The 11,046-nt window shown below is 63.9% G+C and carries 5 protein-coding genes; 4 read left to right on the forward strand and 1 reads right to left on the reverse strand.

Annotated features, from left to right (window positions below):
• On the reverse strand, positions 1–1,987 hold a 1,987-nt coding region (locus tag RMN95_RS07310), incomplete at its 3' end, for a glucose PTS transporter subunit IIA (RefSeq protein WP_309616278.1).
• Positions 1,988–2,210: 223 nt separating this feature from the next.
• Between RMN95_RS07310 and RMN95_RS07315 the strand changes: the two genes are divergently transcribed.
• The 4 genes from RMN95_RS07315 to RMN95_RS07330 all read left to right on the forward strand — a co-directional run.
• Positions 2,211–3,008 (forward strand): alpha/beta hydrolase, encoded by a 798-nt coding sequence (locus tag RMN95_RS07315; protein WP_309616279.1) that lies wholly within the window; start codon positions 2,211–2,213, stop codon positions 3,006–3,008.
• Between the two features lie 39 nt (positions 3,009–3,047).
• Positions 3,048–4,022 (forward strand): aldo/keto reductase, encoded by a 975-nt coding sequence (locus RMN95_RS07320; RefSeq protein WP_309616280.1) that lies wholly within the window; start codon positions 3,048–3,050, stop codon positions 4,020–4,022.
• Between the two features lie 364 nt (positions 4,023–4,386).
• Complete coding sequence (locus RMN95_RS07325) at positions 4,387–5,919, forward strand: sugar transferase (protein ID WP_309616281.1); 1,533 nt, start codon at positions 4,387–4,389, stop codon at positions 5,917–5,919.
• Between the two features lie 2 nt (positions 5,920–5,921).
• Positions 5,922–11,046, forward strand: a 5,125-nt coding sequence (locus RMN95_RS07330; RefSeq protein ID WP_309616282.1) for a DUF4082 domain-containing protein, incomplete at its 3' end; no start/stop codon positions are given.

Here is an 11,046-nt window from a genome sequence, read left to right on the forward strand (position 1 = left end):
CCGGGCCGGTAGCCGCCTGGTCGACCGATCCGAAGTCGTTCGGATTGGTCACGAGCACCAGAGTGACCGGTGAATAGCCGGCAGCCTCGATCATCTTCCGGTTGAACGTCACCAGCGGAGTGCCCGCTTCGACGCGGTCGCCCACGGCTGTCGTGACGTCGAAGCCCTTGCCCTTCATGTTCACGGTGTCAATGCCCACGTGAATGAGGAGCTCCACACCACTGTCGAGTAACAGCCCGAAGGCGTGGCCGGTCGACTGCGCGACAACCACCTCACCGGCGCCTGGCGCGTAGACGGTGTCTTCGGTTGGATCGACTCCGACGCCGAGGCCGACGATGCCCTTGCTAAATACCGGGTCCGGAACCTCGGCTAACGGAATCACGACACCGCTGACAGGTGAACCGATCGTGGCGAGAACGGTGGCCACAGTGGTTGCGCCTCTCGTGCCTGCCGCACTCGCCACGAGCGGTGCGACGACCGGAGCCGCTACGGCAGTCGTTGTGGTCTTGGCGGTTTCCCGCGCCTCGACCTCAACGGCGACGGCAGCCTTCTGCTCGGGCGTCTGGTATCCGGAGAGAATTACCAGGATCATCGCGGTGAAAAAGGACGCAGCAACAGCGCCCGCATAGAGCGGGATGTTGTCGAACGCGGGGATGGTCAGTAGCGAGGTGAAAACGAAGGCGCTGGTCTTCACGCCACCGCCGAGGCCGATGATGACCCCACCGACGAGGCAACCGACGAGCATCCGCGGGTATATGCGTTTGAACCGCAAGTGGATGCCGTAGAGCGACGGTTCGGAGATGCCACCCAGTAGCCCCGCTGCCAGCGCGCCGGTCGCCGTCTGCTTCATTTGCCGATCCTTCTCGCGGATGGAGAGGTACAGCACGCCCGCGGTTGCACCGAAGCACGCAAAGTTCCAGGCGCCCATCGGCCCCTGGATGAAGTCGTAGCCGAGGGACTGGATGTTAAGTAGCATGATCGCGTTCAGCGGCCAGTGCAGGCCGAGGGGAACCATGAAGGGGTAGGCCAGCGGGATGACGACCGCGAAGATGAAGGGCGAGAAGTCGTTGATCGACTTGAGGAAGCTGCCGAGGCCGGCGCCGCCGTACACGCCGAGGGGGCCAATGACGAACGCGGTCAGCGGAATCATGACAAGCATGCTGATGAACGGCACAAAGATCAGTTGGATACTCGGCGGGATGATCTTCTTCAGACCCTTGGTCAGCGCGCCGAATACCACCGCCATCAGCAGCGGTGGGAACACTTGCGAACTGTAGTCAGTCACCGTGAGCGGCAGCCCGAAGATCTGAACGACGGCCGCCTTGCCGCCGAAGACGGTCTCCGCGCCCTCGGAAAGCCCCAGGGCGGTAAAGCCGGGCAACATGACTACGGCCATGATGGCGAAGCCGACCCACGGGTCGGCACCGAGCCGTTTGGAGGCGTTGTAGGCCACCATGAGCGGCAGAAAGACGAAGACTCCCTGCCACATCAGGTTGACAAACTGCCAGGACGGGTCCAGGGTGACGCCCGGTGAGTTCCACGCCGGAATGACTCCGAGGGTTGCCATCAGCGCCATGAACGTGATGAACAGGGAAGCGCCGAGGAGTGCGCCCAGGATGGGGCGGACTGAGTCTGACAGGACCTCGAAGAACGTGTCGAGGCCGGCGAACCTACCGCGTGGTCCCTTCGCGCGTTCCGCTGCCTTCACATCGTCAGCGCCGCGTCCGGAGCCAAGTCTCTCGAGTCCAGGAAGCGCCAGAATGTCGTTGTACACCGTCTCGACTGCTCCGCCGATGACCACTTGGTAGCGATTCCCGGTCTGGGGAACGACACCGAGGACCTCAGGTATCGCTTCGACGACCGCCTGGTCGATTCCCGATGTGTCTTTGAGTTGGAAGCGCAGGCGGGTGGCACAGTGAGTGAGGCCGATGACATTCTCGGCGCCGCCGATACTGGTGATAATGGCCGAAGCTGGACTCAAATCCACGTGGTTCCCCCTGAGGTGCAGATGCGGGGCTTGGATCCGGCACAGACGATGTGCCCGTCAACAATCGGTGACCCCCATTCGAGGGTAGCTGATTCATCCGTCCCGCAGGCAGAAGCACCCGCATCCGCATCCGCGCACGTCTGTCCCATCCGCGCACGGGCGCCCGATCGCGGATGCGACAGACGTGCGCGGATGCTGGAGGGGGCGTCGTTATGCTGGGCGGATGAGCTGGTGGAACACGGTCGTCGAGAAGGTTCGCCCCGCTGCCTCGCCGCTGCTGAACATCGCCGGGGATGTGGGCGAGGGGCCGGTGATCATCCTCATCCATGGAATTGCCTCGTCGGCTGCCACCTTCAAACGACTCGTGCCGCTGCTGGAGGATCGTTACCGCTGCATCTCGATCGAGCTGCTCGGGTTCGGCGAGTCGCCGGCGCCGTCGCATGCGACCTACACGATCGAGGAGCACGTCGCCGCTATTCGCCGCACAGTGCACTCGCTACGGCTTACAGCGCCGTTCGTGCTCGTCGGCCACTCCCTCGGTAGTCTGCTGGCCGCCCGCTACACCGCTGTGCACCCGGCCCAGGTGTCGCGGCTGGTGCTGATCAGCCCGCCCGTGTACCTGACGCCCACCGAGATCGGTGACCCGCGAGCTCGCAGACAGGTCGGGGCCTACCTTCGCGCCTACGAATTCATGCGGGCCAATAAAGACTTTACGATCGGTAGCGTCGCTCGAATCGCAAGCATCTTCCAGCTGAAGGATGTGCTCGAAGTGTCTGAGCGCAACTGGACTCCGTTCATCCTGAGCCTTCAAAATTGCATCGAATCACAGACCACCGTCAGCGACATTTCCGCCATCAGGGTGCCGATCGACGTCGTGTACGGTGCGCTCGACCAGTTCATCACGCCGAGCACAATGGGAATCATCGAGCAGATGAGGCACGTGACCATGCACAGGGTCGAGGTCAACGACCACCTCGTGCGTAAGCGGCTCGCCCATGCCGTCGCGAAGGTCATCAACTAGCCGCCGGTCCCAGGCTCCGCCGCATCGTAGGCTGGACCGATGCGCACCTCACCCATCACCCGGCTCGGCCGTCCCGTGTCAACGATCGGCCTCGGCACCTGGCAGCTTGGCGCAGACTGGGGAGACGTCAGCGAGGTGGATGCGACGGCGATCCTTGCCTCATCGGTCGAGTCAGGCGTCACTTTCTTCGACACCGCCGACGTCTACGGCGACGGACGCAGCGAGCAGATCATCGGCCGCTTCGCCGCGACCCACCCCGGATTATTCGTGGCCACGAAAATCGGGCGGCGCCTCGAGCAGACCCGGGAGAACTACTCGATGGCCAACTTCAGGGCGTGGATCGACCGCTCCCGCACCAACCTTGACGTGGATACCCTCGACCTGGTGCAGCTGCACTGTCCGCCGAGCGCCGTTATCGAGAGTGACAGTGTGTTTGACAACCTCGACACCCTCGTGTCGGAGGGCACGATTTCTCGCTACGGTGTGAGTGTCGAGACGGTGGCCCAAGCGCTCGCCGCGATTGCCCGGCCGGGCGTTGCCAGTGTGCAGGTCATCCTGAACGCCTTCCGTCTCAAACCGCTGGATGCGGTGCTTCCGGCGGCGTTTGAGGCCGGCGTCGCGATCATTGCGAGGGTGCCGCTCGCCTCGGGGCTATTGAGCGGAAAATACACGAAAGACACCACGTTTGCGCCAGATGACCACCGCACGTACAACCGTCACGGTGAGGCATTCGACGTCGGCGAAACCTTTTCGGGCGTCAACTTCGACGACGGGGTTGCCGCCGCGCAGGAGTTCTCGTCGTTGGCAGGGCAGGTAGGGCTGCCGGCTCCGGTGGCCGCGCTCGCGTGGCTGTCGCAGCTTCCTGGTGTCACTACGGTGATCCCGGGCGCTAGAAATGTTGCCCAGGCGGCGTCGAATGCGTCGGCGGGAGATGTCGGGCAACTCAACCTCACCCTGCAGATCCGCGAGCTGTACGACCGTCGATTCCGGGCCGAGATCCACCACCGCTGGTAAAGCCGTGTGGCCGTGTTGGCACACGGGTTGATTGCCAGAATCGGCAGTGTGGACTGGTGCAATATGCGGAAAAGTAATCCATTGTGGCGGCGTGTCGGTTTGCAATCATGTGCCATCCATGAGAAAGAGCTTGACGACGCCTGTGCGCAGCACTAACCTGACAACACTTCGGAATCCCGACCGAAGTGCCAGTCGTTACCCAAACTAACGAGCTGGCTCACGCAACACCTGTCCCGAGCAGGTAATTTCCCATGAACACACCTTCCGAGGTGTTTTTCGTGCGCCCGATAACGCTCGAAAAATACCGCGCATTACTCATCCTCCGCGCATTACCCAACAGTGCTTCCTTCGCGGGGAGCATGCCGTGAGTGGCACTATTCGTGTCGGTCTACCGTCGCCTAGCGGTCGCGCGATCGATATGTTTTCTGCCAGCGCGGCCCACGCGACCGCGCGCACCGAGTCCGGTGCCCGCACCCCGAAGCCCGCGTCAGCATCCTGGGCCCACCGCCAGGTGCATGCCTGCCAACTGACCGACCTCGTGGTCATTCTCGTCGTGGTCGCGGCATCCGTCGTGATTGGCGTCTGGACCGGACTTTATTCCGTTGTTCCGGGGCATACGGAGGTCGTGACGGCCGGCGTATTCTCCCTCGTCTGGTTCGGTGCCCTGCACGTGCGGCGCACCTCGGAACTCCGAACTGCGGGGCGCAGCAGTGAGTCTGGGCGTGTAGTTGCCGCCACATCCGTGGTGTTCGGGCTCCTTGCGGTCGTCAACGGATTCGTTCACATCGACGGCCTTCGGGCGTACCTTCTCGGCGGACTTCCCGTCGGTCTGCTGCTGCTTATCGTCGGCCGCACGTTTTGGCAGCGTCGGCTTGACTCAGTTCGAGCGTTCGGTTTGAGTCTGCCACGCGCCCTGATCGTCGGCGCCGGTCCCGACATCGACTTCGTAGTGGAGCAGCTCGGGCGCGCCACCGCCCCCCGGTATGTGGTGGCGGGTGCGGTCCTGTCTGATGGCGTGCCCGTCTCCGACGCAGTGTCGTCGACCGGAATGTCCCAGTGCGACAGAATCACTGCCATAACCGACGCGATTGCCGTCGCAAACGCTGACGTCGTCATCCTGGCAAGCCACCCCGGCGACGGTGGAGAATTCGTCCGTGCGCTGTCGTGGCGCCTCGAATCAAGCCAGGCACACCTGGTGCTCGCCTGGTGCCTCGACTCGGTCGTCCGATCGCGTATGCGCTTCGATACCGCTGACGGCCTTCCGCTCATGCATGTCACGACCCCCACCTTTTCGGGCGGCAAGCACCGCGTGAAGCGTGCGATGGACGTCGTCCTGTCCGGATGCGCCCTGCTGTTCCTGGCGCCGCTGTTCGGCGTGATCGCACTGCTGATTCGTCGCGACAGCACCGGCCCAGTGTTCTTCCGCCAGGAGCGCGTCGGCGTCGATGGCACAAGATTCTCGATGGTCAAGTTCCGCTCGATGACTACGACCGCCGAGGCGGACCTTGCCGCTCTGCTTGAGCAGAACGAGGGCAGCGGCCTGCTATTCAAGCTCCGTGCCGACCCGCGCGTCACCCGGATGGGCTCCGTGCTGCGGCGATACTCGCTGGATGAGCTTCCCCAGCTCTGGAATATCTTCATGGGGCAGATGAGCATCGTCGGTCCGCGTCCTCCCCTGATGTGCGAAGCAGAGCAGTACGACGATCGCCTCCAGCGTCGCCTGTACATCAAGCCCGGGCTCACCGGGGCATGGCAGGTGGGCGGACGGTCCGATCTGAGTTGGGAAGAGAGCATCCGCCTCGATCTGCACTACGTGGAGAACTGGTCCATCCTTGGTGACATTCGCATCATGTGGCGCACCGTCGGCGTTGTCATCGGGCCAGTGGGGGCGTACTGACGATGTTGAATTTCACGGCACGAATCTCACGGCTGCTGACTCGACGGGCTGCCATCGGCGTCTCGGCGGCCCAGCGTCATCCCGGCCCTCGCGCCGGTGTCGCGACGGCCGCAATTTTCGGACTCGTGGCCAGCACTCTCATGGGCGTCACGGCCGAGCCTGCGTCTGCGGCCGCAGACCCCTGCGGCCCGAGTTCGAACAGGATCGTCTGCGAGAACAACAAGCCCGGAACCGATCCGGCCATCTGGGATATCCAGGGCGCTGGCGATTCGAGCATCCAGGGTTTCGGAACGGATATCAGTGTCAACGTCGGTGGGACGATCGGATTCAAGGTATCCACTGCCGCCTCGAGCTACCGGCTGGACATCTACCGCACCGGCTACTATCAAGGTTTGGGGGCACGATTCGTCACGAGCGTTACACCCGCCGCATCCCTTCCGCAAATCCAGCCGCCGTGTGCGACCGATGGCCTGACCGGCCTGGCCGACTGCGGCAACTGGGGACTTTCCGCCTCGTGGACGGTGCCAGCGACGGCCGTCTCCGGCGTGTACATCGCGGTGCTCGACCGCACTGACACGGGTGGGACGAGTCACATTATTTTCGTCGTGCGCGACGACTCCAGCCGCTCCGATGTGCTCTTCCAGACATCGGACACGACGTGGCAGGCGTACAACACGTACGGTGGAGCCAGCTTCTACCAGGGCGGCAGCGCGGGTCGAGCATTCTCACTCAGCTACAACCGCCCATTCGCAACCCGGGAAGGCATCACGGCTCGCGACTTCTACTTCAGTTCGGAGTTCGCCCAGGTGCAGTTCCTGGAGCAGAACGGGTACGACATTACCTACGCGTCCGGAGTCGATACCGATCGGTACGGTTCTCTGCTGCTCAACCACAAGGTATTTCTCTCGGTCGGCCACGACGAATACTGGTCGACCGGGCAGCGGGCCAACGTCGAGGCCGCTCGCGACGCGGGAGTCAACCTGCAGTTTCTGTCGGGTAATGAGGTCTACTGGCACACGCGATACGAGCCATCCACCGTCGAGCCCGGATCCAATGCCTACCGCACGCTTGTCTCGTATAAGGAGACGTGGGCCAACGCGAAGATCGACCCCAGCACGACCTGGACCGGCACCTGGCGCGACCCGCGGTTTGCGGCACCGAGCGCGGGAGCGGGTCGGCCGGAGAATGCCCTGACTGGCTCGATGTACATGTCCAACGATGACGATCTCCCTGTCACCGTGACGGCGGATCAGGGAAAGACCCGGCTGTGGCGAGGCACCTCCCTGACAGCCCTGGCGGCAGGAACTCGCCAGCCACTTGCCCCGCACACTGTCGGCTACGAATCGAACGAAGTCGTCGACAATGGATTCAGCCCCGCCGGGCTCATCAAGCTGTCGACGACGGTGGGCCCGACCCCACAACTTCTCCAGGATTTCGGCAACGCGGTCGCCCCCGGCACCACGACGCACAACCTGACCCTCTACCGCGCCCCCAGTGGAGCGCTGGTGTTCGGCGCGGGGACGATCCAGTGGGCGTGGGGCCTTTCACAGAATCACGATGGCAACGGTGCCCCCGCCGATCCTCGAATGCAGCAGGCGCAGGTGAATATCCTCGCTGACATGTCAGCGCAGCCACTGACGCTCATGACCGGGTTGGTATCAGCTGCCCGAAGCACTGACACGACAGCGCCGACGGTCTCGTTCGTGGCTCCCGCGGCGAATTCGACCCGGAGCAGCGGCGCCGTCGTGACCGTGTCGGGCACCGCACAGGATGTCGGCGGTGTCGTGGCCGGAGTCGAAGTCTCGACCGATGGCGGGACGGAGTGGCATGCCGCCACGGGCACCGCCTCGTGGAGCTACTCGTACAGCCAGAGCGGAATCGGAGCCCAGGCAGTCCGCGTGCGGGCCACCGACGACAGCGCCAATACCTCGACACCGAACACCTTGCCCCTGACCGTCACCGGTCCAGCCAGCGTCTTCGGTTCTGAGGCTCCGCTGGTCGTTGACTCGGGGGATCCCAGTGCAGCCGAGCTCGGCCTCAACTTCATTCCCGAGGTCAACGGGTTCGTCACCGGCGTGCGTTTTTATAAAAGCGCCGCGAACGTCGGAACCCACACCGGGTCACTCTGGAGCTCGACAGGTGCTCTGCTTTCGCAGGTGAATTTCACCAGCGAAACAGGGAGTGGATGGCAGACCGCACAGTTCCCCAGCGCCGTCAGTGTGACGGCCGGCCAGAAGTACACGGTGTCATACACGGCACCGTCCGGGCGCTACTCCTCGGGGTACTACTACTGGACGTACTGGTCGAGCCTGTCGTCGCCCCTGTCGGTGCCATACGCCTATGGCGCTCCGTCTCCCGGTGTCTTCGGAAACGCTGGCACCCTTCCGACGTCGAGCTACCAGGGAACGAACTACTACGTCGACGTGCTCTTCTCGACCGAGAATGTAACCCCGCCGTCCGTGACCTCCCGTTACCCGGTCGCCGGATCCACCTGCGTCGGCACGTCGAGCGCAGTGACGGCGTGGCTGGCCGGCACGGTGACAGCATCCACCGTCACCATGTCGATCTTTTCGACCGCGGGAGCCGCCATCGGCGGAACGAGTGCTTACGACGCCGCGACGATGAGAGTCACGTTCACGCCGACTGCGGCGCTCGCGGCGACCACTTCGTACACGGCGACGATCGTGGCGTCCGGTACTGCTGGCGCTCTCTCGACCGGGCAGGCCTGGAGCTTCACCACCGCAGCAGCCGGTAGCGCAGCATCCTGCCCGGTTTCGATCTTCTCCACATCGACGGTTCCGGTAGTGCTGCAGGTTGCCGACAGCCCGGTGACCCTCGGTGTGACCTTCAGTTCGAGTTCCAACGGCTCGATCGTGGGCATGAGGTTCTTCAAAGGCTCCGCAAATACGGGGACACACACCGGCACCCTCTGGTCATCGACCGGAACGTCATTGGCGACCGCGACCTTCGTGGGCGAAACGGCCACTGGCTGGCAGAACGTCTACTTCAGCCAGCCAGTGGCCATCACGGCCGGCACGCAATACGTTGCGTCATATCGATCCACGAGCGGCAACTACTCCACTACTTCGGGCGTCTTCGGCGAGGTATTCAGGAGCGGATTCCTGACGGTTCCCTCCGGCGGCGCCGTCTACAGCTATAGCGACGGCTTTCCTTCGTCACCATCGACGACGAACTATTTTGTGGATGTGATGTTCGCGCCTCCAGGCGGCGGCGGCACCCCGCTTCCCGCGGTCACGTCGAACACTCCGGCAGCCGGTGCGACCGGGGTCGCGACCTCAACGGCCATCAGGGCCGTGCTGTCTGCCGATCCAGGCGCAACGGTACCCACTCTGGCCGTCACCTCGGGTCTGACAGCGATCACCGGAACGACGGCGTACGCGCCAGGCACCAGGACCCTGACCTTCATGCCGACCGTAGCTTTGGCTGACGGTACGGTATATTCGGTTGTCGTCGCTTCCGGATCGACCGCCCTCTCGGGCGGCTCCTGGTCGTTCACGACAGCTGGACCCGTGCCCATCGGCACCGCATATAACCTGATCTCGGGCGCTCCCGTGACGGCGTCATCGGCCGATTCGGGCGCCGTGGAACTCGGAATGGCGTTTACCCCGTCACAGGCCGGATCGGTGACCCAGATCCGCTTCTTCAAGGGGATAGGTAACACAGGCACGCACAGGGGATCGGTCTGGTCGTCAACTGGCATACGGCTGGCTACGGTGACCTTCACCGGCGAGACAGCCAGTGGATGGCAGACCGCGACCCTCTCGAGTCCACTGGTACTGGCGCCCGGGTCGACGTACGTTGTGTCCTATTTCGCGCCGGTGGGCCGATATTCGGCCACCCCGAACTACTTCAGCACTCCGAGGACGAGTGGACCCCTCGCCGCGGATATCGCGACCAATGGCAGATACCTGTACGGTGCGGCAGGCGGATTCCCCACCTCGAGCTTCCAGGCCACCAACTACTTCGTGGATGTCACATTCGTGACCTCGGCGCCCGTCCCCGCGAGCGTCGTCTCGAAGACGCCAGAGTCGGCTGCGGTCGGAGTTCCGCCCACGACCTCGGTCTCCGCCGTGATGTCGGGGGACAGTTCGACCGGAACGCCGACTCTCGCCATCACCGGTCCGAGCGGAGTCGTGGCCGGTACATCCACATACTCGACCGCAACGAAGACCGTCACCTTTGTTCCGGCAACCCTTGCCTCATCCACCACATACACCGCGACGGTGTCCGTCGGTGGAACAGTGGTGAGCGGCGGCACATGGTCCTTCACCACCGCCGCCGCTTCCCCGCCCGGATCCGCGTTCTCGCTGATCTCGGGCACCCCGGCCACCATGGCGAATAATGACTCGAGCGCCGTCGAGCTGGGCATGGCTTTCAGCACATCACAGGCTGGCTCGGTAACGGCCATCCGCTTCTATAAGGGCACCGGAAACACGGGAATCCACACCGGATCTCTGTGGTCGACCTCGGGTGCCCGGCTTGCCACCGTCACCTTCAGCGGAGAAACGGCCACTGGATGGCAGACGGCGACTCTCGCGACGCCGTTCGCCCTGACGGCCGGGACGACATATATCGTGTCGTATTTCGCTCCGGCCGGCCGGTATTCCAGCACCCCGTCGTACTTCACGGCTGCGCGTACGAGCGGACCCCTTACCGCTGACACCAGCAACGGACGGTACGTCTACGGCGCGGGGGGCGGCATGCCGGCATCCGTATGGAATTCGACGAACTACTTCGTAGACGTCGTCTTTGCGCCTGCACCTGCGACTCCGACGCCGACGCCGACGCCGACACCGACGCCGGCACCAACGCCGACGCCGACACCAACGCCGACACCGACGCCGACACCAACGCCGGCACCAACGCCGGCACCAAGTCCTGCTCCGACCCCAACCCCTACGCCCACCCCGACACCGACTGCTCCTGCCGTCACCGTCGGGGTGGTGTCGCCGGCGGCCGGGGCGACTGACGTTGCACCGACCGTCTCCATCACGGCGGTTGTCAGCGGAGCGGATGCCGCGACTGCGAAGATCACGGTGACGTCTCTCGCCGGACCGGTTGCGGGCACAAGCACCTATTCCGCGAGTTCCGGCACTGTCACCTTCA

Source organism: Salinibacterium sp. (assembly GCF_031364185.1).
In the GTDB taxonomy this organism is placed as follows: Bacteria; Actinomycetota; Actinomycetes; order Actinomycetales; family Microbacteriaceae; genus Rhodoglobus.

What these genes read in the sequence shown, in the direction of transcription:
- RMN95_RS07320 (WP_309616280.1), top strand. Translation starts at nt 3,048, where the DNA reads ATGCGCACCTCACCCATCACCCGGCTCGGCCGTCCCGTGTCAACGATC.
- RMN95_RS07315 (WP_309616279.1), top strand. Translation starts at nt 2,211, where the DNA reads ATGAGCTGGTGGAACACGGTCGTCGAGAAGGTTCGCCCCGCTGCCTCG.